The following is a 24212-nucleotide window of genomic DNA, read 5'->3' as shown; positions in this document are numbered from 1 at the left end:
TCAGTCCAGCTTTCCGGGCACGATCTGCAGGTAGATCAGCGTGATCACGAAGTTCACGACGAAGAGCAGCAGGAAGGTGATGACCACCGACTGGTTGACCGCGTCGCCCACGCCCTTCGGGCCACCGCTGGGGTGCAGGCCCCGGTAAGCGGCCACGACCGCGGCGATGAAGCCGAAGATCAGGGCCTTGAGCTCACCGACCCAGAGGTCGGACTCCTGCGCCAGTGCGGAGAAGCTGGCCAGGTAAGCGCCCGGGGTGCCGCCCTGGAGCACGACGTTGAAGAAGTAGCCGCCGAGCACGCCGATGACGCTGACCATGCCGTTGAGCAACAGCGCCACGAGCATCATCGCGAGCGTGCGCGGCACGATCAGGCGCTGGACCGCGGAAACGCCCAGCACCTCCATCGCGTCGATCTCCTCGCGGATGGTGCGGGCACCGATATCGGCGCAGACCGCGCTGCCGCCCGCACCGGCCACCAGCAGAGCCGTGACCAGTGGGCTGGCCTGCTGCACGGTGGCGAGCACCGAACCGGCGCCGGTGTAGGACTGCGCGCCGAGCTGGCGGGCCAGCGCGCCGAACTGCAGCGAGATGACCGCGCCGAACGGGATCGCGACGAGCGCCGTCGGCAGGATGGTGACGCTGGCGACGAACCAGGCCTGCTGGATGAACTCCCGCAACTGGAACGGGCGCTGGAAGATGCCGCGGATGATGTCCAGACCGAGGGCGAACAGGTTCCCGGTCTCGCGGAGCATGCCGTAGCCGGGGATCTTCGCCGGTGCTGCGTTCGAGCTCACGCGCCACCCGGCCCGTTCTGGCCGGGGCCGAAGCCGCCGGACCTCGGGGTGCCACCCGGGATGCGGGCGACCTGGTCGGCCGGCAGCTGGCCCTGGTGGCGGTCCTGCGCGGGACCGCGGTCCTGGATCCGCGGGATCTGCTGCGTGTCCTCGGGACCGGGGCGGTTCTGCGGCAGGTGGTGCGGGTGCACGTTGTAGTGCCGCTGCTCCTCCGGCGTGAGGGACTCGATGATCCCCTCCTGCGCGGCCGGCGGGAGCGTGTGGAGGATCCGCATCACGCGGTCCATGCGGCGGCGGGCGCCGGCGCGCTCGGGCAGGCCGGGGCTCGGCTGCATCTGCGGCACGACGCCGCGAACGTCCTCGTCGGGCGACCCGTCGTTGTGGCCCATCGCGGCTTCCGCTTCCTCGCGGGCCATCGTGGCGGAGTCCTTCTCCTCGGACATCCCGATGGGGCCGCGCTTGCGGCCGTTGAGGAACTGCTCGACCACGGGCTCGTCGCTGGTGAGCAGCACCTCGCGCGGGCCGAACATCACGAGCTCCTTGCGGAACAGCATGCCCAGGTTGTCGGGCACCGTGCGCGCGAGGTTGATGTTGTGGGACACGATCAGGATCGTCGCGTCGATCTGCGCGTTGAGGTCGATCAGCAGCTGCGAGATGTACGCGGTGCGCACGGGGTCCAGACCGGAGTCCGGTTCGTCGACCAGGATGATCTGCGGGTCGAGCACCAGGGCCCGCGCGAGGCCGGCGCGCTTGCGCATACCGCCGGAGATCTCGCCGGGGAGCTTCTTGTCCGCGCCCGCCAGACCCGTCATCTCCAGCTTTTCCTGGACGATGCGGCGGATCTCCGACTCGGACTTCTTCGTGTGCTCCCGCAGCGGGAACGCGACGTTGTCGTAGAGGTTCATCGAGCCGAACAGCGCGCCGTCCTGGAACAGGACGCCGAAGAGCTTCCGGATCTCGTACAGCTTGTGCTCGGAACACGTGACGATGTCCACGCCGTTGATCACGCAGCGGCCCTTGTCGGGCTTCAGCAGGCCGATCATCGACTTCAGGAACACCGACTTGCCGGTTCCCGACGGGCCGAGCATCGCGGACACCTCACCGGGAGGCAGCGTCAGCGTCACGTCCCGCCAGATGGTCTGCCTGCCGAAGGACTTCGTGAGACCTTCGATGACCACCTCGGCACCCATCGCACCTCCAGGAGCTGTTCCGCGTCGTCGCGCACCGCCGCCCCGCGCCACTGGCGGCGGGAGCCCGCGCCGATGCGCGTCGCGATCTCCGCGTCAACCAGGTGCAACGAGCTGAGTGCGAACAGGTTACTCACCAGTTTTCTTCGCAGACGAGGCCAGTGAGCACCTCACCCGTTCGGGCTGTTTTCCGGCGACCGCTGGCAGCACGGTAGTGCACGTCACTTCGGCACGCAGATCCAGATGGCCTAAACCAGGTCACTCCACGGGGCTAACAGGAGTAATGGGAACAGATCGACGGCCCACCCGAGGTGATCGAGTGGTTCGCCTTCGTCACCTGAACGGCGAAGACAGGGCGCAGACCAGGGACGCGAGGACACCGGGCACGGCGACGGCCGCGAGGACGAGCGGGTGGCGCCGGTTCGCCACGTGCTGGGCGAGCAGTTCGATCAGCAGCCGCCGGTTGTGGGCCTGGTTGTGGGCGGCTTCGGCGGACTCCTCGAGCCGCCGTTCGACGCTCGCGGGCGATAGGTCGGTGAGAGCGTGGAACCGGGGCAACGCGGTGGTGTCGTCGGTCGTCTCGGGCCCTTCCTGGTGACGGTGGGTGGTGGTTCGCCGCCAGGAAAACGCTCGCGTCGCGCCGACTGTTGCGGATCGTGATCACAAGTGAAGGGGCGGGCATCCGCGTGGATGCCCGCCCCTTCACGAGGTGGTGCACAGGGCGCTGGCGCGCCCGGGGATCACTTGATGGTGATCTTGGCGCCGGCGGCCTCGAGCTTCTCCTTGGCGGCCTCGGCGGCCTCCTTGTCGACCTTCTCGAGGAGGGCCTTGGGAGCGGCCTCGACCAGCTCCTTGGCCTCCTTCAGGCCCAGGCCCGAGACGACCTCGCGGACGACCTTGATGACCTGGATCTTCTTGTCACCGGCCGACTCGAGGACGACGTCGAACTCGTCCTGCTCCTCGGCGGCGGCCGGGGCGGCACCCGCGGCACCCGGGGCGGCGGCGACGGCGACCGGCGCGGCGGCGGTGACGTCGAAGGTGGTCTCGAACTCCTTCACGAAGTCGGACAGCTCGAGGAGGGTCAGCTCCTTGAAGGCGTCGATCAGCTCGGCGGTGCTCAGCTTCGCCATGATGGCTTCCTCTCAGAAAAACGAACTAGGCGTTCGGGGTGGGGGTGGTTCAGCTCTCGGCGGGTGCTTCGGCTGCTTCGGTACCGGCAGCGCCGCCCTGCTTCTCCTGCAGCGCGGCAGCCAGGCGGGCGACCTGGGACGCCGGCGCCTGGAACAGCGCGGCGGCCTGGGACAGCTTCGCCTTGAACGCGCCCGCCGCCTTGGCGAGCAGGACCTCACGGCTGTCGAGATCGGCGATCTGGTTGATCTCTTCCACGGACAGCGCTTTGCCGTCCATGTAGCCGCCCTTGATCACAAGCGCGTTGTTGTCCTTCGCGAAGTCGCGAAGCGCCTTGGCGGCGTCGACGGCTTCGCCCTCGACGAAGGCGATCGCGGTCGCGCCGACGAACAGGTCCTCGAGCCCCGTCACGCCCGCGTCTTCGGCGGCACGCTTGACGAGGGTGTTCTTCGCGACCCGGTACTTGGCACTGGTGCCGAGAGCGCGGCGCAGCTGGGACAGCTGGGACACGGAGAGGCCGGTGTACTGGGTAACGACAGTGGCCGAGCTGTTGCGGAAACTCTCCGCGATCTCGGCGACGGCCGCCACCTTGTCGGGCTTCGCCATGGTCGCCTCCTCTCTTGGCTAGTGTTTCCACTGGTCCTTCGAGAGCCCCCTGAGACGGAAAAACGCCCACGCGCAGCAGCACGGGGCGTTCGATGCGGCACAAGCGTGCCGAGCCTCGTTCCTCCTGCGCGGGCCGCCCGCCGTTTCGCGGGACCTTCGTTCCGGGCACTCAGCGAGCACTCGGAAAACCAGCGGTCTTCGGTAGAACCGTCAGCCAGTCTACGTGACGGTTCCGGCGGTCGCGCCGGGGCCCCTCCCTGACCAGCGACAAGCCGCCCGGACTCGGGGATCGGCTCGCGAGCGGGCATCATTGGTGACGTGGCGGAGCAGCGTGATCACGGACAGCCCGACAAGCCGACCGATCCTGCCGAAAGCACGCAACCGGTTTCGGACTGGCTGCCGCAGCCGACCGGGCAGCCGCCGGCCACGAACGGCACGCAGCCACCCGCCGACGCCGCACCGGGGGCGAACCTGCCCGCACTACCGCAGTCCGGCGCGCAACCGCCCGCCCCGCAGCAAGCCGGCACCGCGGCCCAGCCACCGATCGACCCGGCCGAACTCGAGCAGTTCCGCCAGTTCCAGCAGTTCCAGGACTACCTCCGCTTCACCCAGGCCCAGCAGGGCACCCACCCCGCCCCACCCCCCGACGCCGGCCTCGTCCCCGCGGGCCCGCGCCACCCCCAGACCCAGCAGGGCGGCTGGCAGCCCCCCGCACCCCCGAACCACCCCGGCGCGCTCGCCCCGTACGACGAGCCGCCCCGCCGGCGCCGTCCGGTGCCGCGCTGGCTGAAGCGGCTCGGCGGGAAGGTCCTGGGGTGGATCATCGTGCTCGTGATCCTCGGGATCGCCGCCACGTGGGCGTACCGCCACTTCTTCCCCAGTGACGAAGGGAAGTCCTCCGCGCAGATCGCGGCCGAAGGCGGCGGGACCTACCACACGAACCACATCTTCTCGACGAACCCGTACGAGGCCGTGCGGTTCGTCTACCACAACGTCGCGCAGGGCCGGGTCCAGGACGCGTGCGGGCGCTTCCGCGAGGACGTCCAGACCAAGTTCGCCCAAGACGTCGGCCAGCCTGATTGCCAGGTGGCCGTGCAAAAGCTCCACGCGCAGGTCACCAACCAGAACGACTACGCCGAATCGCTCCCCTCGTACGTCTCCGGCCCGCCGCCCGAGGGGGTGGTCACCATCGACTCGTGCACCTTCACCGTCCAAGGTGGACCGGCGCTCGGCGTGTTCACGGTGACCCAAGTGGACAAAGGCCAGTGGCTGATCACCGGTCACGCACCGGGTCCGGAGAAGTGCGGGCCGCCGAGCGCGTCGAACTCCACTCCCCCAACGACTTGACGAGGTCCGGCAGCCGCGCCGCGACCACTTCGGACGGTGCCGCCGGCGCCACCGCCGCACGACCCGGCCCGACTCGTCAACCGGGACGGCCGCGGCCATCGTCTCCATGACGTGGCCGGAGTCGACGACCGCGTAGCCCCGGGTGCGGATCTCCGCGGTCTCCGCGAGCAGCTCGACCGCGGCCCGCGTGTCCGAGCCGAACTCGTGCGCCACGACCACTCGCCGATCCGCTTCGGGCAGCGACGCGAGCAACACGCGACCCGCCGCCGTGCGCGGGAGGGCGGAGCGCAGTGAGCGCGTAGTCGAAGGGCTCGTCGGTGCCGGCCCAGTCGACGTACACGGCGCTGTCGCCCACCTGCACCGCGAGCAACGCCGCGCAGCCCGCGGCCTCGCTCAGCGAAACCAGCGACGCGTGCGACACGGACCGCACCGGCACGCGCCCCGACCGCACCGTGAGCACGCGCGGCGCCGGGCCCAGCACGAACCGCCGGTCCTGCTCGTCGAGGTAACCGACGGCGGCGAGCCCGTTCACCAGCTTCTGCACCGACGACACCGGCGCGTCGAGCCGCGCCGCGAGCTGCGTGAGCGTGAGGCCCGCCGCGCTGTTCGCGACCCCTTCCAGGATCGCCGCCACGCGGTCGACGGTCGGGTGGTGACTGCAACGCGCAGGGCTTCCGCACCGATTCGGACCGCGCCGGCCTCGCCGCGTACGACGAGATCGTGCAGGCGTCGTCGGGCATGGCCGATCTGATGCGCCGCGCGACCGGCACCCCCACGTACGCGCCGACGATCCTCGCCGACAAGCTGTGCGCGCTCACCATCGTCTACTCGGTGCTCGCCGCCGTGGTCCACCAGCGCACGACCGGCCGCGGCCAGCGCGTGGAGGTCCCGATGGCCGACACGGTGCTGGCGTTCAACCTCGTCGAGCACCTCGCGGGCCACACGTTCGAACCGCCGGTGGGGCCGATGGGCTTCAACCGTTCGACGACCGCAGGCCACCAGGCGGTGCGGACGGCCGACGGCTGGGCCTGCATCCTGCCCTACACCGAGAAGAACATCGCCGACTTCTTCCGCGCCGCCGGCCGCGACGACCTCGCCGCCGACCCGCGCTTCGGCGACCCCGCCAGCCGCGCGAAGCACTACAGCGAGCTGTACGACGAGATCGGGAAGATCGCCCTGGAGAAGTCCACGGACCAGTGGCAGAAGATCTGCGCGGAGCTGTCCATCCCGTTCGCGCCGGTGCTCGAGCTGGAGGACGCCGAAACCGACCCGTACTACACGGGCAGCGGGCTCGTCTCGCTCGCCGAACACCCCACGGAGGGCACGTACCGGCAGGTCGGGCCGCCGATGATCCTCTCGGCCACCCCGGCGGCGGTCCGCCGGCACCCGCCCGCCCGCGGTGAGCACACGAGCGAGCTGATCGGTTACGCGGGTGAGGAGATCGCGAACCTCGTCTCCCCCGTGTCGGAGTAGGCGAAGAAGTCCGCGAGGGCCCGGGCGAACGCCGGGTCCGCGACGGCGGTCATGTGGTCGCCCGGGACGCGGACGAGGCGGGCGCCCATGATGGCCACCGCGAGGCGCTCGGGCTGGGTGGCGAGGTGGTCGCGTTCGCCGGCGAGGACGAGGGTGGGCGCGGTGATCGCGGTGAGGGCGATGGGGGCGTGGTGCGAGGCGCGCAGCACGGCGGCCAGCGCGGCCACGTCGGCGCCCGTGCGGCGGGCCAAGCGGCGGAAGGGGCGGACCTCGGCCGGCACGTCGGCGTGGTTCTCGGCCAGCAGGCCGTCCGCGAGCTGCTCCGGGTTGACCACGCGCGTGTCCACGCCGCCGAAGTCGATGACGCCCGCGCCGACGCCGCCGACCGCCAGGCAGCGCACGCGCTTGTCCGTGGTGGCGACGATCAACGCGACGATCGCGCCCATCGAGTAACCCGCCAGCGACACCTCGTCGAGGCCGAGCTCGTCGAGCAAGGCGGAGACGTCGCGGGCCATCGCGTCGTGGCCGTAGCAGGTGGCGTCGTGCGGTTTGTCCGAAGCGCCGTGGCCGCGGGCGTCGAGGCCGATCACCGTGAAACCGGCCTCGACCAGGGTGCGGACGACGCCGGTGCCGACCCAGTTGACCTGGGCGTCCGCGGCGAACCCGTGGTGGAGCACCACAGGACGGGAATGCCGGCCGTCGCCCTCCCACACCGTGTAGCTCAGGCGGAGCCCGTCGGGGGCGGTGAACTTCGTCGTCGGCATAGGTCCATGAGACACGAAAAAAGGGCGGCCACGCGTAATGCGTGACCGCCCTTTCGCGTGATGTGCGACTCAGACAGCCGCTTCCTCGCTCAGGAGGTTGCGGGTCCGCAGCGGGTCGACCGGGATGCCCGGGCCCATCGTCGTGGTGAAGGTGACCTTCTTGACGTAGCGGCCCTTCGCCGACGACGGCTTGGCGCGCAGGATCTCGTCGAGCGCGGCGGCGTAGTTCTCCACCAGCTTCTCGGTGTCGAACGAGGCCTTGCCGATGACCAGGTGCAGGTTGGCCTGCTTGTCGACGCGGAAGTTGATCTTACCGCCCTTGATGTCCTTCACGGCCTTCTCGACCGCGGGGGTCACCGTGCCGGTCTTCGGGTTCGGCATGAGGCCGCGCGGGCCGAGGATGCGGGCGATGCGGCCCACCTTCGCCATCTGGTCCGGCGTCGCGATCGCGGCGTCGAAGTCGAGCCAGCCACCCTGGATGCGCTCGATCAGCTCGTCGGTGCCGACCGCGTCGGCGCCGGCGGCTTCGGCCTCGGCGGCCTTGTCGCCGACGGCGAAGACGATGACGCGGGCGGTCTTACCGGTACCGTGCGGCAGGTTCACGGTGCCGCGGACCATCTGGTCGGCCTTGCGCGGGTCCACGCCGAGACGCATCGCGACCTCGACGGTCGCGTCCATCTTGGTCTTGGACGTCTCCTTCGCCAGCTTCGCGGCCTCGAGGGGCGCGTACAGGCGCTCCTTGTCGATCAGCTCCACGGCCTGGCGGTAGGCCTTGCTGTGCTTGGTCATGCTTCTGTCCTTAAGTCAGTGGATCAGTGTGGTGGCGAGCCAGCACTGGCTCTCCCACGGTGGTGCTACGAACTCAGCCCTCGACCGTGATGCCCATGGAGCGGGCGGTGCCGGCGATGATCTTCGCGGCCTGGTCGATGTCGTGCGCGTTGAGGTCGGTCTCCTTGGTCTTGGCGATCTCGCGGACCTGGTCCCAGGTGACCTTGGCGACCTTGGTCTTGTGCGGCTCGCCGGAGCCCTTCTCCACGCCCGCGGCCTTGAGCAGCAGCTTGGCGGCCGGCGGCGTCTTCAGCTTGAAGTCGAACGACCGGTCTTCGTACACGGAGATCTCGACCGGGACGACGTCCCCGCGCTGCGACTCGGTCGCGGCGTTGTAGGCCTTGCAGAACTCCATGATGTTGACGCCGTGCTGGCCCAGCGCCGGGCCGACCGGCGGGGCCGGGTTGGCCTGGCCCGCCTTGATCTGCAGCTTGATGATCGCCGCAAGCTTCTTCTTCTTGGGTGGCATTACCTTGTGTCCTTCTTGCTGACGTGAGTCCCCCGCACACCTGCCAGTACGCGGGGACTGCCGGTGGGTATTCCCCGACCGGTCAGATCTTGGAGACCTGGTTGAACGAGAGCTCGACCGGAGTTTCCCGGCCGAAGATCGACACCAGGACCTTCAGCTTCTGTCCGTCGACGTTGACCTCGGAGATCGTCGCGGGCAGCGTGGCGAACGGGCCGTCCATGACGGTGACCGACTCGCCGACCTCGAAGTCGACCTCGACCGCGGCGGCACCCGACGGCGCCGACGCCGCGGCGGCCTCGCCCTTGCCGGCCTTCGCCGGGGCTTCCTTCTCGACCTGCGGCGCGAGGAACTTCAGCACCTCGTCCACGGTGAGCGGCGACGGGCGCGAGGTCGCGCCGACGAACCCGGTGACGCCCGGCGTGTTGCGCACCGCGCTCCACGACGCGTCGTTCAGGTCCATCCGCACCAGGATGTAGCCGGGCAGCACCTTGCGCTGCACCTGCTTGCGCTGGCCGTTCTTGATCTCGGTGACCTCTTCGGTCGGCACCTCGATCTGGAAGATGTAGTCCTCGACGTCCAGCGTCTGGGTGCGGGTCTCGAGGTTGGTCTTGACCTTGTTCTCATACCCGGCGTACGAGTGCACGACGTACCACTCGCCCGGCGCGGCCATCAGGTCGGCGCGCAGCGCGGCGACGGGGTCGTCGGACTCGGCGGCGGGTTCGGCCTCGGCGAGTTCGGCCTCGGCGGGTTCGGCCTCGGCGAGTTCGGACTCGACGGGCGCGGCTTCCTCGGCCGCTTCGGGCTCGTCGCTGCCGGTTTCACCGCTGTCTTCGGCGGCTGCGTCGACCTCTTCGCCGGCGTCGGGCACCTCGACGGGCTCGAGGTGGGCGGAGTCCTCGTCGCCGAGTGCCTCGTGCACCTGCTCGTCGGAAAGCTCGGTCAGGTCGCGACCGGCTTCTGTGCCGTTGTCGGAGGTCACGTTCCGTCCTCTCAGTTGATCACTTGCCGGGCTCGGGCAGGCCGGCCCGCGCGGCGCACGGTGGCGCGCCTCTTCGGCGTCAGCCGAAGACCAGCCCGATGACCTGCTTGAAGGCCAGGTCGAGGCCGCTCACGAGGGCCACCATGAACACCACGAACACCAGCACGACCGCGGTGTAGGTGACCATCTGCTTGCGGTTGGGCCAGATGACCTTGCGCAGTTCCGCCCAGACCTCGCGGATGAACCGCATGATCCGCGCGAAGACCGACGCCTTCTTCGGCTTCTGGTCCCGCTTCGGGGTCGGCGCACCCTTGGCGTCGGCGGGCTTCGCGACCTTGTCGCCCGCCTTGCCGGACGGCCGCGTGCCGCCCGAACGCGCTTCGGACTTGCCGGACGGGCGGGCGGAAGCGCGGCGCTCGCGCCGAGCCGCGGCGGTCACCGGGCGGGACTCGACCCCGGGCTGCTTGCCCGACTCGTCCTGCCCGTGCTCGCCGCTGGCGTCGCTGTCGCTCACGACCACTCCTCCGCTCCACCAGTTCCCGTACGCAGGGGTGACAGGACTTGAACCTGCAACCTGCGGTTTTGGAGACCGCTGCTCTGCCAATTGAGCTACACCCCTGTGGAACCCGGTTGCCCGGGCTCCGGAGGACGCATTCCATCGTCCCCACCATCCAGCGGGGACGACCGTAGTGCGTTCCGAGTTCCGAAGTCTACGGCAAGCCGGATCGAGCCCCGCAACCGCGCCCCCCTCGATGGTCGGGCGCCGCCGCGGGCACCCCCTCGACGGGCCGGCGGAGCCCACCCGGGACGCGCGCGGCACCAGTGGCCCGGCCGTGCCAGGATGGCCCCGTGCGCCCCTTCGCGATTAATCGGGAAACCGGTTCCGGCTGCGTGCTCGACGCCGATTCCGCCCGGTCCGCGGCCGGTGCGCGGGCACTGGGGAACGCCTTGCCGCACCGGGGAAATCCCCGCGCGTTCCCGCGGATCCCCCTGAGCCACCGCGAGGTCCGGCCCGGCGCACGCGATCTTCGTTGTCACGCAAGGAAAACCGTCTTCGAGGAGGCCCCGTGACCGCGTTGCGACTCGGACTCGCCCTGCCGCAGTACGGCAAGCTCGCCGACCCCACCGCCGTCGCCGGCTTCGCGGCCGCCGCCGAGGAGCTCGGTTACGCGTCGCTGTGGGTCGGCGATCGCGTGCTCACGCCGCTCGAGCCCTCCGACCTGTACCCGGGAGGCGGCACCCCGGAGCAGCCCTACCCGCCGGAGTTCGTCCACTTCGTCGACCCGTTCGTCGCACTGACGGCCGCGGCGAGCGCCACCCGGACCACCCGGCTCGGCACGAGCACGCTGTCCGCACCCGTGTACGCGCCCGTGCTGCTCGCGCGCACGCTCACGTCGCTCGACCTGCTCTCGGGCGGCCGCGTGGACGCCGGGTTCGGCCTCGGCTGGCTGCGGGACGAGTACACCGCCGCCGGCGTGCCGTGGGCCGGCCGCGGTGCGCGCCTCGGCGAGCTGATCGAGGTCTTGCGCACGCTCTGGACCGCCGACCCGGCCGGCCACGACGGCGAGCGCTGGCGGATCCCCGACTCGCACGTCGGCCTGCGGCCGGTGCAGGACCCGCACCCACCCGTGCTGCTGGGCGGGATGTCGGAGCGCGCGCTGCGCCGCGTGGGCGCGGTCGCCGACGGCTGGCTCCCGGCGCTGCTGCCGAGGGAGTACCTGCGCCGGATGTGGTCCGTGATCACCGCGGCCGCGACGGACGCCGGCCGCGACCCGGCTTCGCTGCGGCGCGTGCTGCGGATCAACCCGCGCGAGGGCACGCCCGTCGTGACCGTGACCGATCTCGCGGCGAGCCTCAAGACGGTCGCGGACGAGGGCTACACCGAGGCGTTCGTGGACCTGCACTACGTCGCGAACGACGTGGCGCACGCACTGGACCTGGCCGCGGAACTGCGCACGGCCGTCGACGCTGTCGTCGCCTAGGGCCGCGGGAATTCGTGATCACCCGGATACCCGTCGTCGTGCCGGGTGCGGACCGGTAGAAACGATCAGGTGGCGGGGAAGAAGCGCGGCGGCTGCGGGCTGCTGGTCCTGGTGGTCGTGGTCGCGCTGCTGGGCGTGGGCTACTACAAGGCGAAGCACGGGTCGTCGACCGAGCCGCCGTCGGGCGCGGACACCGGCGGTGGCAGCGGGCGCTACGTCGCGCTCGCGGACTCGTACACGTCCGCGCCGCGGACCGGGCACGCGGCCGGCTCCCCGGCGGGCTGCGACCGCTCGGACAACAACTACCCGCACCTGGTCGCCGCGAAGCTCAAGCCCGCGCAGTTCGCGGACGTCAGCTGCAGCGGCGCCACGACGGCGGATCTCACGGGCTCCCAGTCGACCCACAACGGCACGAACCCGCCGCAGCTGGACGCCGTCGCAGCGGCCACCACGCTGGTGACCCTGGGCATCGGCGGCAACGACGTCGGGTTCATCGCACTGGCGCCCAGCTGCGTCACCTCGCACCGCGACGCCGCGCCGTGCCACGACCGCCTCACCACCGGCGGCCACGACCAGCTCGCCGACCGCATCGACGCCGTGGCGGGCAAGGTCGGCGCCGTCCTCGACCGGATCCACGCGAAGGCGCCCAAGGCCCGCGTCGTGGTCGTGGGCTACCCGACGGTGCTCCCCGACGGCGACGGCTGCTGGCCCGCGCTGCCCGTCGGCTCCGGCGACGTCGCGTACCTGCGCGACGCGCTGAAGCACCTCGACGACGTGCTCCAGGAAAAGGCCAAATCACACAGCGCGGGCTACGCCGACACCGCCGGCCCCAGCAAGGGCCACGACGTCTGCACGGGGTCGGACACGCGCTGGATCGAGGGCCTGGTGCCGACGTCGGCGGCCGCCCCGCTGCACCCCAACGCGCGGGGCGAAGCGGGGATGGCGACCGCCGTCGAGTCGGTCGTGAGCTAGGCCCGCACCAGCGCCTGCGGCTTGCCGAGCACGGTCTTGCCGTCGAACTTGACGACGAGGTCCACGCGGGCGACGCCGTCGTCCGAGATGGCGCCGACCTTGCCGGTCATCGCCACGAGGGCGCCCTCGGCGTCGTCGGGGACGACCACGGGGCGCGTGAAGCGGGCGCTGAAGTCCACCAGGCGGGTGGGGTCGCCGAGCCAGTCGCTGACGATGCGGCCGGCGAGCGCCATGGTGAGCATGCCGTGGGCGATCACGTCGGGCAGGCCGACTTCCTTGGCGAAGCGCTCGTTCCAGTGGATCGGGTTGAAGTCCAGCGCGGCGCCCGCGTAGCGGACCAGCTGCTCGCGCGTGACGCGGACCTCCAGCGGGGGCAGTTCGTCGCCGACGTTCACGCGTCCTCCCCTCGCACCACGAGCTGCGCCCGGGTGGTGCAGACCAGCCTGCCCTCGGCGTCGGTGATCGCCGCGCTGACGTTGATGAAGTCGTTGCCGGCCCGCGCCATGATGTTCTCGATGGTCGCCGAGATCTCCAGCGTGTCGCCCGCGTGCACCGGGCGCTCGTAGCTGAAGCCCTGGTCGCCGTGGACCATGCGCGAGTAGTCGAGCCCGAGTTCCGGGTCGGCGACGATCCGGTTGACCTTGGGCAGGTTCAGGATCGTGAGGAACGTCGGCGGCGCGACGACGTCCGGGTGGCCGGCCGCGCGGGCCGCCTCGGGGTCGCGGTAGATCGGGTTGGGGTCACCGATCGCGTCGGCGAACTCCCGGATCTTCTCCCGGCTCACTTCGTACAAGCTGTCAGGCGGATAGCTCCGCCCGATGAACGACTGGTCCAAAGGCACCCGCAGAGGCTAGCCGACCAGCGCCGCGCCGCCGTCCGCCAGTCGGCCGCTTGCGACACCGGTCACGGACGTCCCGAACCGGCCCTGGACAGCGAAAAGCCGCCCCGGCACAGTGCCGGAGCGGCTTCTCGAAGCTGGGAGAACCGCCTACGTCAGCGGGTCTCTTTGTGAGTCCGGTGCGTACCGCAGTTCGGGCAGAACTTCTTCATCTCCAAGCGGTCCGGGTCGTTGCGCCGGTTCTTCTTGGTGATGTAGTTGCGGTGCTTGCACTCTTCGCACGCCAGCGTGATCTTGGGTCGCACGTCGGTGGCAGCCACAGCGTTTCCTTCTCTCTCAGATCCGGGGGCCAGCCCCGTCGTTACCGCGTAGCGGTGGCCGGACTTGAACCGGCGACACAGCGATTATGAGCCGCTTGCTCTGCCAACTGAGCTACACCGCCATAACCAACGCCCACCCTGCCAGCGCAACCCCGCGTGGGGTCCAGGGGGCGAAGCCCCTTGGCGGGGGTCTGGGGGTTCGACCCCCAGATGGACGCCGCGAAGCGAGCTAGACTTGCGCTTTCCGCAAGCATAGCTCGCCCACTCGCGAGCCCCTTTACGGAATCGAACCGTAGACCTTCTCCTTACCATGGAGACGCTCTGCCGACTGAGCTAAAGGGGCTTGCCTCTCGCGAGGACTTGGAAAGATTAGCAAGTGCCTTCACCCGTGTGTGCAACCGGGGTCGGATTGCTGCAAAACCTCAGGTCAGCAAGGTCAGCACCGTCTCCGAGTGCCGGCCCGGCGAGCGCGCCGTACGGGCCTGCAGCCAGGCCTCCAGGCGGTCCTCGGGCAGGGGCCGCGAGATCAGGTACCCCTGGGCGACGTCACAGCCCATCGCCTCGAGCTGGTCGCGGGCGACGTCCTCCTCGACGCCCTCCGCGACGACCGTGAGGCCCAGCGAGTGCCCCAGCTCGACGATCGAGCGCACCACCGCGAGGTCGCCGAGGTCGGTGCCCATGCCGAGCACGAAGCTCTTGTCGATCTTGACCTGGTCCACCGGCAGCTGGCGCAGGTACGCGAGCGACGAGTAACCCGTGCCGAAGTCGTCGACCGCGAGCACGATGCCGAGCGAGTGCAGTTCCCGCAGGATCGGCAGGGCCTTCTGCGGGTCGGACATCACGCCGGACTCCGTGAGCTCGAACGTCAGCAGTTCGGGCGGCACGTCGTAGCGCTCCAGCTCGCGCTGCACCTTCGCCGGGAAGTCCTCGTCCGCCAGGTTGCGCACGGACAGGTTCACGGCCGCGGAGATGCGCAGGCCCTCGTCGAGCCACTTGCGCACGCGCTTGAGCGAGGCCTCCAGCACGAAGGACGTCAGCACGCCGATCAGGCCGGCCGCCTCGATGGCGGGCACGAACTCGTCGGGGCCGAGGCGGCCGAACTCCGGGTGCACCCAGCGCACGAGCGCCTCGACGCCCTGCACCTGGCGGTTGGGCAGCGTGATCTTCGGCTGGTAGTGGACGGTGACGTGCCCGTCCTCGAGCGACTGGCGGAACTGCGTCACCATCTGGAACCGGCGCAGGAAGATCTGGCCCATGCTCGGCACGTAGCCGCGCACCTCTTCGCCGCCGCGGGTGGCGCGGACGGCGACGTCGGCGCGCTGCAGCAGGCCGTCGACGTCGACCGCGTCGCCGTCTTCGGCCGAGGTGGTGGCGTAGCCGATCATCGCGTTGGCCTCGACCGAGAGCCGGTCGACGGGGTAGGGCGCCGAGAGCTGCGTGCGCAGGTGCTCGGCCGCGGCGTGGGCGTTCTCGGGCGTGCAGCCCACGAGCAGGGCGGCGAAGGACGCGCCCTCCAGCCGGGCGAGCGGCACGTCGGGACCCAGCGCGTCGCGGATGCGGCGGCCGGCGGCGATCACCATCCGGTCGGCCCAGGAGTAGCCCAGTGCGTCGCTGACGGTCGAGAAGACGTCGAGGTCGATGCGCAGCACCACCGCGTTGGCGAAGTCGCGCAGCGGTTCCTTGGCGACCTGCTGGAACCCCGGCCGGTTGAGGTGGCCGGTGAGCGGGTCGTGGTACGCGTCGTGGCGCAGGGTCGCGAGCAGGCGCCGGTTGTCCAGCGACGTCGCGAGGTGGCTGGCCATGGTGCCGAGCAGCTGCACGTCGTACTTGCCGAACCCGCGCCAGCGCGAGAGCCGGTCGTGGGCCTCGACGACCCCCAGCAGCTGGTTCGCGCTGCGCAGCGGCACCACGAGCGCTTCCTGCGCGCCGCGGTTGAGCAGCGCCGCGCGGACGTCGGGATTGGCCTCGGTGATGCGGAAGTGGCGCACGTGCGCGCCGGGCAGGCGCTGCAACGGGTCGTCGGCGCCGGGGTCGACGGGCGGCAGCTCGTCGCCGGCCACCACGACGCGCATGGTGTCCTTCGCCTCCAGGCGCAGCCGCAGCACGACGCGCCCGGCCGCCAGCTGGTCCTTGATCCGCTCGGCGATGGTGGCCCACTCGCGCACGTCGACGCCGCCCACGAGCTCGTCGGCGCGGCTCGCCGGGCGCGCGGCGGCCTGCTGGCCCGAGCGCGCCACCATGAGGCTCACGTCCGACAGCGCCTCCATGTCCCGTTGCTCGCGCAGCAGGTCGGAGTAGGCCCAGTACAGCGCGGTCAGGCCGAGGAACACGGCCAGCACCAACGGCCACGCCTGCGGGGTGTTCGCGATCACGAGGTAGCCCGACAGGCCGACCGACGCGTTCACGAACCCGACCACGAGGATGCGGCCGGTGAGCCGGATCGCGGTGCTCACGCGCATGCGGCGGCGCAGCACGCGCACGGCGGCCAGCGCCAGCAGCGTGCTGACCAGCGGCGCGGTGAGCGTGCCCGCCAGCGCGGCGACCCACGGCATGGTTTCGCCGCCGCCGACGGCCTGCTTCACCAGCCCCGCGACGGCGAACGCGCCGGTGATCTCGAGCAGGAACGCGCCCGCGTTGTAGAGGACGCGCCCGGCCACCTTGCGGGCCAGCAGCGTGCCGATGCCCGCGACCAGGTGCGCGGCCAGCACGACCTCGAAGGGCGCGACGAAGAAACCGATTACCAGCGGAATTTCTGTGAACGAGATCGTCCACGAAATGCCGCTGCGGACGTCGACGTTGATGCCCAGCTGTTCGGCGAGCAGAAACGCGAGCGCAAGCACTGGTCCGATCCACCAGAGCTTCGCCGAACCGTGGAAGGGCAACCACGAACCGACCGCGAAGGCGGTGATCAGGCCGAGACCGAGGACTGCGAAGGTGTAGACCCGAAACCTGCGTTCGTCCGTGCGGGCCTCGGTGAAGGTCCCGGAAACGGCGGCGCCCCCCTTGCCCTGTTTCGCCCCTGGGGCGGCATCAGGCCTGCCGTTGCTGTCCGGCATCCGACCTTCCTTCCCGGCTGCCCACCGGTCGCGCTCGTCCGTGACGTCAGGTGTGGACAAGGGCCATACCGTACCCCGGAGGGCGTACCCGTGTCCCTTTCGAGACAGTAGGAGATCACCCCAGGGTTAACAATGGGCTTGTGGCGCTGACCTGCGTGGACCAAGGAGTGAAACTCCCCGTTCGTGCCTGATCCGGCGCTGTGGGGTGTGTCCAGGGGTTCGGCTGGGTAATGCGGGGCGACAATGAAGTACATGCACAACGACGTGACAGCCACCGGGCACGCGGCGCGGATCGCCACGGTGGACGCGCTGCTTCCCGCGCCACTCCCCTTCGAGGTCCACGGGGACACCGTCCTCCTGTCGGCGCAGGTCGGGGACACGACGGCCGCCGGACTGGCCACCAGCACCGAGCTGGGCCCGGACAGCCCCCAGTCGATCTGGCGAGCGCTGGCCGAGCACAGGCTGGAAGTCCAGCTCGCCGGCCCCGACCCCGCCGCCGGCCTGGGCGCGTTGCTCACTCGATGGGATGAACACCTGGCGACCATCGCCCGGCCGGGGGATCTCGAGTGCGCCGCGGTGCTCTCGCGCCCGAGCCGCGACACCGCCGGCACCACCGAACTGCTCCGCCACGGCTTCGCGCCCGTCGGCGTGATCGCCGTCCGCCCGGCCCAGCGCATGGCCGCACCCGGCCCTGCGACGACCCCGGGCGTCTGCATCCGCCACGCGACGCCGGACGACCTCGGCACCGCCATGCGCCTCATGCTGGAACTGCAGCGCTACGACTCGCAGTTCGGCAAGGTGACCGTGCGCCCGGGCATCGAGGAGCTCGTGAGCAAGGAGCTGCAGCGCCAGCTCGAACGCCCGGAGTCCCAGGTGTGGATCGCGGAGCTGTACGGCAAGGCGCTCGGCATGGTCGTGCTGCAGATGCCCGACGAAACGACGTGGATCAAGCACCGCGTGGCCGCCGAGCGCATCGGCTACCTGTCGTCGCTGGCCGTCGCCGAGGCCGCCCGCTCGGCCGGTGTCGGCACTGCCCTGGCCGCCCACGCGCACCAGGTCTTCGACGAGGCCGGCGCCGACGTCGTGCTGCTGCACACCGCGGTGCCCAACCCGCGGTCGACGCCGTTCTGGTACGCGCAGGGCTACCGGCCACTGTGGACCGGCTGGCAGCGACGGCCTGCGGTGCGGTGAGGTTTCCGCTCGGCGGGGCGCTGAGTTTCCGGCTGGCCTGGGGTTGAGTTTCCGGCTGGCCCGGGGTTGAGTCCGGCTGGCCCGGGGTTGATTTTCCCGCCTGGCTGGGCGCCGAGTTTCCCGGCGGCGATGCGCTGAGCTCTGCCCGGTGGTGCGCTGAGCTTCGGCCGGCGATGCGCTGAGATTTCCGCCCGGCCGGGGGCTGAGTTCTGCCCAGCGATGCGCTGAGACTCCCCGGCCGGCGGTGCCCCGAGTTCTCCGCCCGGCCTGGCACTGAGTTTCCGGCCGGCGCTGCGCCGAGATTCCCGCCCGGCCAAACGCTGAGTTCCGCCGGGATCGGTCGGCGTGTGTGCCGGCGGGTGCGCCGCGAGGTGGAGTAGTCCACAACACAGCCCAGTTGTGGATAACCAGCCCATGACCAGCGCATTTCGGCGGTTTTGTCGGTGGTGGCCGATAGAATGGACATGGGGACGCCCCCCTCGGGAGGGCGGGGGCTGTCCTCGGGAGGGCGGGGGCTGTCCTCAGGAGGGCCGGGCTGTGTCCCGCCCGTCTGCCCCACCAGTCTGCCCCGCCCGTCTACCCCGAGCGCAGCCTCGGTGTTCCTCCAAGGCGCCCGCCAGGCGTCCCAGCCGCGTTCGTTTGCGGCCGGCACTGAGTTCTCCGTCTCCGCGGATCGCGCCGGCGGGTGTGCTCGCTAGGCTGGGCCACCGACGACGAGGGGAGACCCGACGTGAGCGATCAGCCGGCGTCCGCGCCGAAGGCGCCCGAAGGCGTCGACACCGAGAAACCCTCGGCGGCGCGGATCTACGACTGGTACCTCGGCGGCACCCAGAACTGGGCCGTCGACCGCGAATTCGGCCGGCGCGTCGAGCAGCAGTGGCCCCTGGTGCGGCCGGGCGCGAAGCAGAACCGCGAGTTCATGAACCGCGCGGTGCGCGGCGCGCTGGCCGCGGGAATCCGGCAGTTCGTGGACCTCGGCTCGGGCGTGCCGACGGCGGGCAACGTCCACGAGGTCATCGAGGCCGAGCTCGATGACGAAGACCGCGCGACCGTCCTGTACGTGGACTACGAGCCCGTGGCCGTGGCCCACGCGACGCTGATCCTCGAAGAGGGCGCGGCCACCGACTGGGCCGGCATCCTGCAGGCGGACCTGCGGGACCCGAGGTCCGTGCTGCGCGCGCCGACCACGCGCGAGTACATCGACTTCAGCCGCCCCGTGTGCCTGCTGATGATGGCCGTGCTGCACTTCGTCGGCCCGGACGACGATCCGGAAGGTCTGGTCAAGGCGTACCGCGACTCGCTCGCGCCCGGCAGCTGGCTCGCGATCTCGCAGATGAGCGAGGGCGACGGCAGCGGCCCCGCGCTCGAGGGCCTGCGCTGGTTCGTGGAGCAGTACCGCAAGACGAGCAACCCCGTCTGGATGCGCGACCGCGACGAGATCGTGCCGTTCTTCGGTGGCTGGCCGCTGCTCGAACCCGGCATCGTGCACCTGCCCGACTGGCGGCCCCAGCGCGAGCTCAACGCCGTTGAGGCCGAGGCCCGGCCGTTCGCGTGGTGCGGCGTCGCTCAGAAGCCGTCCGAGTGAGCGCGCCGGAAGCGCCCGCGGGCGTGGACGTCGAGAAGCCGTCCGCGGCGCGCGTCTACGACTGGTACTTGGGCGGCGATCAGAACTGGGCCGTCGACCGCGAATTCGGCCGGCGCGTGGAGAAGGTGTGGCCGCTGATCCGGCCGATCTCGCGACAGAACCGCGCGTTCATGAACCGCGTGGTGCACGCGGCGCTCGACGCGGGAATTCGGCAGTTCGTGGACCTCGGCTCGGGCGTGCCGACGGCGGGCAACGTGCACGAGATCGTGCGCGAGCGGCTGCCGGAGGACGAACGCGCGACCGTCGTGTACGTGGACTACGAGCCGGTGGCGGCCGCGCATTCGCGCCTGATCCTCGAACGCGAAGGCGCCGACGAGTGGGCGGGCCTGGTGCAGCGCGACATCCGGGACCCGAAGGCGCTCTTCGCCGACGAGACGACGCAGCGGCTCGTCGACTGGTCCGAACCCGTGTGCCTGCTGATGATCACCGTGCTGCACTTCATCGGGCCGGACGACGACCCCGACGGGCTCATGGCGACCTACCGCTCGAAACTCGCTCCGGGTTCGTGGCTCGCCGTGACGCACGGCACGTGCCGCGACGACGCGCCGCCGGAACGCGCGGCCGAGGTGAAGGCGTTCATCGAGGCGTACAAGGACACGAGCAACCCCGCGTACCTGCGCTCGGACGCGGAGATCCTGCCGTGGTTCGGCGGCTGGCCCCTGCTGGAACCGGGGATGTCGGCGCTGCCGGACTGGCGGCCGGAGCAGCCGGTGTCGGTGCTGGAGGCCGAGACGCGGCCGTTCGCGTGGTGCGCGGTGGCCGAGCGGCCCTGACGTGGCGCGCGCCTCAGCGCGGAGCCCGTTTCCCAGGTCGGCGGCACGTCCGCTGCCAGCGAACACTCCCCGGGAAACAAACCCGCCCCGGAGATAGTTGAGCACAGCAGACTCAACTATCCGAGGAGTGCACATGTCTGATCCCCGCCTCCTGCCCGTGCTCCCGCTCGATGACGACGTCGTGCTGCCGGGCATGGTGGTCCCGCTCGACTTCACCGATGTCGAGATCCGGGGCGCGGTGGAGTCCGCCCAGGCCAAGACGCCCGCGACGGCGTCGTTCCCCGGCATCCGCTCCGGCGCGGCCACCAAGGCCGAAGTGCTGATCGTCCCCCGGGTCCACGGCGAGTACGCCGAACTCGGCACGGTAGCGACCGTCGAGCGCATCGGCCGGGTTCCCGGCGGCAAGGCCGCCGTGCTCCTGCGCGGCACCGGCCGCGCCGTGGTGGGCCGCATCGCGGACGGTCCCGGCGCCGCGCGCTGGGTCCACGCCGACGAGGCAACCGAATTCACCGACGACCGCTCCGCGCAGCTCGCGACGGAGTACAAAGCCGTGGTCATCTCGCTGCTCCAGCAGCGCGGTGGCTGGCAGATGATCGACGCCGTCCAGCAGGTCGAGGACCCCTCAGCGGTGGCCGACCTGTCCGGCAACGCGCCGTACCTCAAGACCGAGCAGAAGATCGAGCTGCTGACCACGCTCGACGTGAGCGCGCGGCTCGAGAAGGCCATGGAGTGGAGCAAGGAGTACCTCGCCGAGCTCGAGGTGACCGACACCATCCGCAAGGACGTCCAGGAGGGCATGGACAAGCAGCAGAAGGAATTCCTGCTGCGCCGCCAGCTCGAGGCGATCCGCAAGGAGCTCGGTGAGCTCGACGGTAGTGACTCCGACGACGACTACCGCGCCCGCGTCGAAGCCGCCGAACTGCCCGACAACGTGAAGAAGGCCGCGCTGGCCGAGGTCGACAAGCTGGAGCGCACCTCCGAGCAGTCGCCCGAGGGCGGCTGGATCCGGACCTGGCTCGACACGGTGCTGGAGCTGCCGTGGAACGAGCGGACCGAAGACGTCTACGACATCGCCGCCGCGCGCGCCGTGCTCGACGCGGACCACGCGGGCCTCGACGACGTCAAGGAGCGGATCATCGAGTACCTGGCCGTGCGCAAGCGTCGCGCGGAGTCGGGTCTCGGCCCGATCGGCGGCCGTCGTTCGGGTGCGGTGCTGGCGCTCGCCGGTCCTCCCGGGGTCGGCAAGACGTCGCTCGGCGAGTCGGTCGCGAAGGCGATGGGCCGCAAGTTCGTCCGCGTCGCCCTCGGTGGCGTCCGGGACGAGGCGGAGATCCGCGGGCACCGGCGCACGTACGTCGGCGCGCTGCCGGGCCGCGTCGTACGGGCCATCAAGGAGGCCGGTTCGATGAACCCGGTCGTGCTGCTCGACGAGATCGACAAGGTCGGCGCCGACTACCGCGGCGACCCGACGGCCGCCCTGCTGGAGGTGCTGGACCCGGAGCAGAACCACACGTTCCGCGACCACTACCTCGAGGTGGAGCTGGACCTGTCCGACGTCGTGTTCCTCGCGACGGCCAACGCGCTGGAGACCATCCCCGGCCCGCTGCTCGACCGCATGGAGCTCGTCACGCTCGACGGGTACACCGAGCACGAGAAGGTGACGATCGCCCGTGACCACCTGCTCCCGCGCGAGCTGGAGCGCGCCGGCCTCGCGTCCGGCGACGTGGTGATCGCCGACGAGGCGTTCAGCCGGATCGCCGCCGAGTACACCCGCGAGGCGGGCGTGCGCGACGCGAACCGCACGATCGCCAAGCTGCTGCGGAAGATCGCGACGAAGGTGGCGCTGGACGAGGTTTCGCTGCCCGTTTCCCTGGGTGCCGACGACCTGGAGAAGTACCTGGGCCGCCCGCGGCACGTGCCGGAGTCGTCGCTGCCGACCTCGACCCAGCGCACGTCGATCCCCGGCGTGGCAACGGGTCTGGCCGTGACGGGCGCGGGCGGTGACGTCCTGTACATCGAGGCGTCGCTGAACGACCCCGAGAGCGGCTCGACGGGCCTGCAGCTCACCGGCCAGCTCGGTGACGTGATGAAGGAGTCCGTGCAGATCGCGCTGTCCTACCTGCGTTCGCACGGCGCGGAGCTCGAGCTGCCCGTCAGCGATCTGAAGGACCGCGGCATCCACGTCCACGTCCCCGCGGGCGCGGTGCCGAAGGACGGCCCTTCGGCCGGCGTCACCATGACGACGGCTCTCGCCTCGCTGCTCTCGGGCCGCGTGGTGCGGGCGGACGTCGCGATGACCGGCGAGGTGTCCCTGACCGGCCGCGTGCTGCCGATCGGTGGCGTGAAGCAGAAGCTGCTGGCGGCGCACCGGGCCGGGATGAAGACCGTGATCATCCCGCAGCGCAACGAGCCGGACCTGGACGACGTGCCGGCGGAGGTGTTGTCGCAGCTGGATGTGCACGCCGTGGCGAACGTCCGTGAGGTTCTGGAGCTGGCTTTGACGCCTGCTTCTTCGGAGGTTCCCGCCGCCGCTTGAGTCGGTTGTGGATAGTCGAAAGGCCCCCGTTTCCCTTGGGAGACGGGGGCCTTTCAGTTCTCGAAAGCCTCCACCACGACCTCCCCTGCGGCGAAGTAGGCCGCGCGCCGCTCGATGTCGGCCAGCTGCGCCGCGGCGCGCGAACACGGAAACCCGAACCGCTCCCGCACCCGCTCCGACGCGACCGTCAACGCCACCCGGCTGCGCGCGACGAACTCTGCGACCGCGTACCCCTCCCCCGCGACGACGTGCTCCTCGACCACAGTGGACGGTGAGTAGCACCGCTGCACCGAGGCATCCGGCCACCGCACTCGGAACACGACTTCGGGCATGGTGCCTCCTCGCTGCTCGCGCTGTGCGCCTGAGTGGACACCACGCGCGTTTCCCGGACGTTGCGCGAGCCGGGGATGTGAGCAGTGCCACTCAGAGGTGCCGGGCCCGGGTCGCGGCGGACAGCCGGCGTTCGGTGAAGCGGTGCCGCCCGAGGCCGGCAGCGTCCGCCATCGCGGGGCAGCTTTGGGGACTCAGGCCGTCACAAGTCGAGCTCGCGCCACTCGAAGCTCTGAGGCCACGACGGGTCGCCGGTGGCGAAACCGGTGAAGGCCGTGATGACGTCGTCGAGGGAGCGGACGTCGGTGCGGTAGTGGCGGTCCGGGGAGCCGTCGCGGTGTTCGAGGGCGTAGTGGCGGGCCGGGGCGCCCGCGGACTTGCCCTGACCGACCTGGACGTAGGAGTCGCCGCGTTCGAGGACGGCGTACCAGTTGGTGCGGGACAGGCGCTGCAGTGCGCGGCGAATGGCTGCGGCGTCCGGGTTTTCGGCGCGGGAGCCGTCGCAGGACGTGAGGGTGAGAACCCCGGGGTGGTGGACGGCGCCGGACTGCGGGTCGTAGGTCTCGAGGCCGTGGCGCCCGGCCAGGGCGAGCACGAAGCGCTGCACGGCCTCCGCGTGCGACCTCGCGATGGGCAGCACGACGGCGTCGGCGTACTGGCTGAGGCCGGCGTTCCACGGCGACCGCTCGGGGTCGTCGGCGTCGACCAGTTCCGGGTGGTGGGCCGTGAGGCCGCGGTAGAACGCGGCGACCTGCGGGTCCCTGATGCCCTCGGGTTCGGTGTCGCCGAGCCCGTCGTACCGGGCCTTCGGCTGCGTGTCGGCAGCGGACCACACGACGAGATCGAAACTCACGCGAACCCTCCCCCAGGCGACGAGACCGCCAGCTTACGGGGCGGCCGCCTCGATGCAGCCCAGCATGGTGAGGGCGTAGTGGATGTCGATGTCGACCACGACCTGCCGGTGGCAGCCGAGGGTGTCCGGCAGGCGGGCGA

Annotated in this window: 24 protein-coding genes, 3 tRNA genes and 2 pseudogenes; 8 read left to right on the top strand and 21 right to left on the bottom strand. The window is 70.8% G+C overall.

Annotation, left to right across the window (positions count from 1 at the left end; all coding sequences use genetic code 11):
* The 5 genes from ACIA77_RS02120 to rplJ all read right to left on the bottom strand — a co-directional run bounded on the left by ACIA77_RS02120 (position 1) and on the right by rplJ (position 3716).
* Positions 1-753: an ABC transporter permease gene (locus ACIA77_RS02120; protein ID WP_366575975.1), complete on the bottom strand. Its 753-nt coding sequence runs from the start codon at positions 751-753 to the stop codon at positions 1-3.
* Positions 754-791: 38 nt separating this feature from the next.
* On the bottom strand, positions 792-1985 hold the full coding sequence (locus ACIA77_RS02115; protein WP_395883901.1) for an ABC transporter ATP-binding protein: 1194 nt from the start codon (positions 1983-1985) through the stop codon (positions 792-794).
* Between the two features lie 330 nt (positions 1986-2315).
* Positions 2316-2540 (bottom strand): hypothetical protein, encoded by a 225-nt coding sequence (locus ACIA77_RS02110; RefSeq protein WP_395883900.1) that lies wholly within the window; start codon positions 2538-2540, stop codon positions 2316-2318.
* Between the two features lie 182 nt (positions 2541-2722).
* On the bottom strand, positions 2723-3112 hold the full coding sequence (rplL, locus tag ACIA77_RS02105) for a 50S ribosomal protein L7/L12 (protein ID WP_395883899.1): 390 nt from the start codon (positions 3110-3112) through the stop codon (positions 2723-2725).
* A gap of 49 nt (positions 3113-3161) precedes the next feature.
* The gene (gene rplJ, locus ACIA77_RS02100; protein ID WP_395883898.1) at positions 3162-3716 is read right to left on the bottom strand and encodes a 50S ribosomal protein L10; all 555 of its coding nucleotides are present in this window, start codon (positions 3714-3716) and stop codon (positions 3162-3164) included.
* Positions 3717-4034: 318 nt separating this feature from the next.
* On the opposite strand from rplJ, the gene ACIA77_RS02095 reads away from it, so the two are divergent.
* A complete protein-coding gene (locus ACIA77_RS02095; protein ID WP_395883897.1) occupies positions 4035-5063 on the top strand; it encodes a hypothetical protein in 1029 nt (342 codons plus the stop codon).
* Positions 5064-5183: 120 nt separating this feature from the next.
* On the opposite strand, the pseudogene ACIA77_RS02090 reads toward ACIA77_RS02095, so the two are convergent.
* Both ACIA77_RS02090 and ACIA77_RS02085 read right to left on the bottom strand, forming a co-directional pair.
* Positions 5184-5318: pseudogene (locus ACIA77_RS02090) on the bottom strand (hypothetical protein); the annotation flags it as partial.
* A gap of 253 nt (positions 5319-5571) precedes the next feature.
* Positions 5572-5697 (bottom strand): annotated as a pseudogene (locus ACIA77_RS02085) (helix-turn-helix domain-containing protein); the annotation flags it as partial.
* An 83-nt stretch (positions 5698-5780) separates the two neighbouring features.
* On the opposite strand from ACIA77_RS02085, the gene ACIA77_RS02080 reads away from it, so the two are divergent.
* A complete protein-coding gene (locus ACIA77_RS02080) occupies positions 5781-6536 on the top strand; it encodes a CaiB/BaiF CoA transferase family protein (protein WP_395884315.1) in 756 nt (251 codons plus the stop codon).
* Here ACIA77_RS02080 and ACIA77_RS02075 read toward each other — a convergent pair.
* The 6 genes from ACIA77_RS02075 to ACIA77_RS02050 form a co-directional block, all read right to left on the bottom strand.
* Positions 6488-7300, bottom strand: a complete 813-nt coding sequence (locus ACIA77_RS02075; protein ID WP_395883896.1) for an alpha/beta fold hydrolase — start codon at positions 7298-7300, stop codon at positions 6488-6490. The genes ACIA77_RS02080 and ACIA77_RS02075 overlap by 49 nt on opposite strands.
* 69 nt (positions 7301-7369) lie before the next feature.
* Positions 7370-8089 (bottom strand): 50S ribosomal protein L1, encoded by a 720-nt coding sequence (gene rplA / locus ACIA77_RS02070; protein WP_395883895.1) that lies wholly within the window; start codon positions 8087-8089, stop codon positions 7370-7372.
* Between the two features lie 73 nt (positions 8090-8162).
* On the bottom strand, positions 8163-8597 hold the full coding sequence (rplK, locus tag ACIA77_RS02065; RefSeq protein WP_204091731.1) for a 50S ribosomal protein L11: 435 nt from the start codon (positions 8595-8597) through the stop codon (positions 8163-8165).
* A gap of 82 nt (positions 8598-8679) precedes the next feature.
* Complete coding sequence (gene nusG / locus ACIA77_RS02060) at positions 8680-9576, bottom strand: transcription termination/antitermination protein NusG (RefSeq protein ID WP_395883894.1); 897 nt, start codon at positions 9574-9576, stop codon at positions 8680-8682.
* A gap of 79 nt (positions 9577-9655) precedes the next feature.
* Positions 9656-10090, bottom strand: a complete 435-nt coding sequence (secE, locus tag ACIA77_RS02055; RefSeq protein WP_395883893.1) for a preprotein translocase subunit SecE — start codon at positions 10088-10090, stop codon at positions 9656-9658.
* 32 nt (positions 10091-10122) lie between these two features.
* Positions 10123-10195, bottom strand: a tRNA-Trp gene (locus ACIA77_RS02050).
* A gap of 448 nt (positions 10196-10643) precedes the next feature.
* Between ACIA77_RS02050 and ACIA77_RS02045 the strand changes: the two genes are divergently transcribed.
* Both ACIA77_RS02045 and ACIA77_RS02040 read left to right on the top strand, forming a co-directional pair.
* Complete coding sequence (locus ACIA77_RS02045; protein WP_395883892.1) at positions 10644-11558, top strand: TIGR03619 family F420-dependent LLM class oxidoreductase; 915 nt, start codon at positions 10644-10646, stop codon at positions 11556-11558.
* A gap of 69 nt (positions 11559-11627) precedes the next feature.
* Entirely contained in the window at positions 11628-12530 is a 903-nt protein-coding gene (locus ACIA77_RS02040; protein WP_395883891.1) for an SGNH/GDSL hydrolase family protein, read from the top strand.
* Here ACIA77_RS02040 and ACIA77_RS02035 read toward each other — a convergent pair.
* The 6 genes from ACIA77_RS02035 to ACIA77_RS02010 form a co-directional block, all read right to left on the bottom strand.
* Positions 12527-12925 (bottom strand): MaoC family dehydratase, encoded by a 399-nt coding sequence (locus tag ACIA77_RS02035; protein ID WP_395883890.1) that lies wholly within the window; start codon positions 12923-12925, stop codon positions 12527-12529. The two genes, ACIA77_RS02040 and ACIA77_RS02035, sit on opposite strands and share 4 nt — an antisense overlap.
* Positions 12922-13371, bottom strand: a complete 450-nt coding sequence (locus ACIA77_RS02030) for a MaoC family dehydratase N-terminal domain-containing protein (RefSeq protein WP_395883889.1) — start codon at positions 13369-13371, stop codon at positions 12922-12924. The genes ACIA77_RS02035 and ACIA77_RS02030 overlap by 4 nt, the downstream gene beginning before the upstream one ends.
* A 152-nt stretch (positions 13372-13523) precedes the next feature.
* Positions 13524-13688 (bottom strand): 50S ribosomal protein L33, encoded by a 165-nt coding sequence (rpmG, locus tag ACIA77_RS02025; protein WP_020668467.1) that lies wholly within the window; start codon positions 13686-13688, stop codon positions 13524-13526.
* A 49-nt stretch (positions 13689-13737) separates the two neighbouring features.
* Positions 13738-13810: transfer RNA gene (locus ACIA77_RS02020), tRNA-Met, on the bottom strand.
* Positions 13811-13958: 148 nt separating this feature from the next.
* Positions 13959-14031 (bottom strand) — tRNA-Thr (locus ACIA77_RS02015).
* Between the two features lie 79 nt (positions 14032-14110).
* Positions 14111-16744, bottom strand: a complete 2634-nt coding sequence (locus tag ACIA77_RS02010; RefSeq protein ID WP_395883888.1) for a putative bifunctional diguanylate cyclase/phosphodiesterase — start codon at positions 16742-16744, stop codon at positions 14111-14113.
* Between the two features lie 252 nt (positions 16745-16996).
* Between ACIA77_RS02010 and ACIA77_RS02005 the strand changes: the two genes are divergently transcribed.
* The 4 genes from ACIA77_RS02005 (at position 16997) to lon (ending at position 22889) form a co-directional block, all read left to right on the top strand.
* On the top strand, positions 16997-17935 hold the full coding sequence (locus ACIA77_RS02005; protein WP_395883887.1) for a GNAT family N-acetyltransferase: 939 nt from the start codon (positions 16997-16999) through the stop codon (positions 17933-17935).
* Between the two features lie 730 nt (positions 17936-18665).
* Positions 18666-19520, top strand: a complete 855-nt coding sequence (locus tag ACIA77_RS02000; protein WP_395883886.1) for an SAM-dependent methyltransferase — start codon at positions 18666-18668, stop codon at positions 19518-19520.
* Positions 19517-20353, top strand: a complete 837-nt coding sequence (locus ACIA77_RS01995; RefSeq protein ID WP_395883885.1) for an SAM-dependent methyltransferase — start codon at positions 19517-19519, stop codon at positions 20351-20353. Before ACIA77_RS02000 ends, ACIA77_RS01995 begins: the two co-directional genes overlap by 4 nt.
* Before the next feature lie 133 nt (positions 20354-20486).
* Positions 20487-22889, top strand: coding sequence for an endopeptidase La (gene lon, locus ACIA77_RS01990; protein WP_395883884.1), 2403 nt, complete (start codon positions 20487-20489; stop codon positions 22887-22889).
* Positions 22890-22942: 53 nt separating this feature from the next.
* Here lon and ACIA77_RS01985 read toward each other — a convergent pair whose 3' ends face one another.
* Positions 22943-23221 (bottom strand): MSMEG_0570 family nitrogen starvation response protein, encoded by a 279-nt coding sequence (locus ACIA77_RS01985; protein ID WP_395883883.1) that lies wholly within the window; start codon positions 23219-23221, stop codon positions 22943-22945.
* 200 nt (positions 23222-23421) lie between these two features.
* On the bottom strand, positions 23422-24072 hold the full coding sequence (locus ACIA77_RS01980) for a hypothetical protein (protein ID WP_395883882.1): 651 nt from the start codon (positions 24070-24072) through the stop codon (positions 23422-23424).
* Positions 24073-24212 lie beyond the last annotated feature (140 nt).

The organism is Amycolatopsis sp. NPDC051903, from assembly GCF_044452505.1.
In the GTDB taxonomy this organism is placed as follows: Bacteria; Actinomycetota; Actinomycetes; order Mycobacteriales; family Pseudonocardiaceae; genus Amycolatopsis.
This window is presented reverse-complemented; position numbering and strand designations above follow the sequence as displayed.

Bases quoted from the DNA above. Each gene is read 5' to 3' on its own strand.
- ACIA77_RS01985 (WP_395883883.1), bottom strand. From the start codon at position 23,221: ATGCCCGAAGTCGTGTTCCGAGTGCGGTGGCCGGATGCCTCGGTGCAG.
- rplJ (WP_395883898.1), bottom strand. From the start codon at position 3,716: ATGGCGAAGCCCGACAAGGTGGCGGCCGTCGCCGAGATCGCGGAGAGT.
- rplA (WP_395883895.1), bottom strand. From the start codon at position 8,089: ATGACCAAGCACAGCAAGGCCTACCGCCAGGCCGTGGAGCTGATCGAC.
- ACIA77_RS02005 (WP_395883887.1), top strand. From the start codon at position 16,997: ATGCACAACGACGTGACAGCCACCGGGCACGCGGCGCGGATCGCCACG.
- ACIA77_RS02075 (WP_395883896.1), bottom strand. From the start codon at position 7,300: ATGCCGACGACGAAGTTCACCGCCCCCGACGGGCTCCGCCTGAGCTAC.
- rplK (WP_204091731.1), bottom strand. From the start codon at position 8,597: ATGCCACCCAAGAAGAAGAAGCTTGCGGCGATCATCAAGCTGCAGATC.
- ACIA77_RS02120 (WP_366575975.1), bottom strand. From the start codon at position 753: ATGCTCCGCGAGACCGGGAACCTGTTCGCCCTCGGTCTGGACATCATC.
- lon (WP_395883884.1), top strand. From the start codon at position 20,487: ATGTCTGATCCCCGCCTCCTGCCCGTGCTCCCGCTCGATGACGACGTC.
- ACIA77_RS02115 (WP_395883901.1), bottom strand. From the start codon at position 1,985: ATGGGTGCCGAGGTGGTCATCGAAGGTCTCACGAAGTCCTTCGGCAGG.
- ACIA77_RS02010 (WP_395883888.1), bottom strand. From the start codon at position 16,744: ATGCCGGACAGCAACGGCAGGCCTGATGCCGCCCCAGGGGCGAAACAG.
- rplL (WP_395883899.1), bottom strand. From the start codon at position 3,112: ATGGCGAAGCTGAGCACCGCCGAGCTGATCGACGCCTTCAAGGAGCTG.